A 437-nucleotide genomic window follows, 5' to 3' on the forward strand; every position below is an offset into this window, starting at 1 on the left:
TGCCCGCATGCCGCACGAGCCCCCGCATCCGCCGCACGGCCAGGACGGCGGCCACAGGCCGCACGGCGAGGGCCGCTGAAGCGGAGGGAGGCCTTCGCCTGCCGCGGGCGCCGCTCAGGCGTTCGGCGCGCCCGGCGCCGCGGAGGGCTGCGCCATGGCGGCCGCGGCCGGAGCGGGCGCGGGCGCGGGACTCGGTGTCGCCGCCGCCGGCGTGGCCGCGCCGGCTTCGGTGGCGGCATGGTGGACGGCGTCCGGAATGGGCGGTGCCACCTTCCAGCGCCGCACCACCCTCTGGAAGATCAGGGCATTGGGAATCTGCAGCAGCATCGGCACCTCGGCCGTGCCGTGGAAATCCTCCAGCGTGGTGTAGAGCAGGTTGATGTCCACCACGCGGCCCTTGGCCCCGGGCTTCTCCGCGGTGTCCAGCACCTCGATGT

1 protein-coding gene is annotated in these 437 nt (G+C 75.3%); it reads right to left on the bottom strand.

The window, feature by feature from the left end; all coding sequences use genetic code 11:
- Positions 1-114 precede the first annotated feature (114 nt).
- Positions 115-437, bottom strand: a 323-nt coding sequence (locus JZ791_RS47445; protein WP_254207399.1) for a mechanosensitive ion channel family protein, incomplete at its 5' end; no start/stop codon positions are given.

This window comes from Nocardia alni, from assembly GCF_019038435.1.
Classification (GTDB): Bacteria; Actinomycetota; Actinomycetes; order Mycobacteriales; family Mycobacteriaceae; genus Nocardia; species Nocardia alni.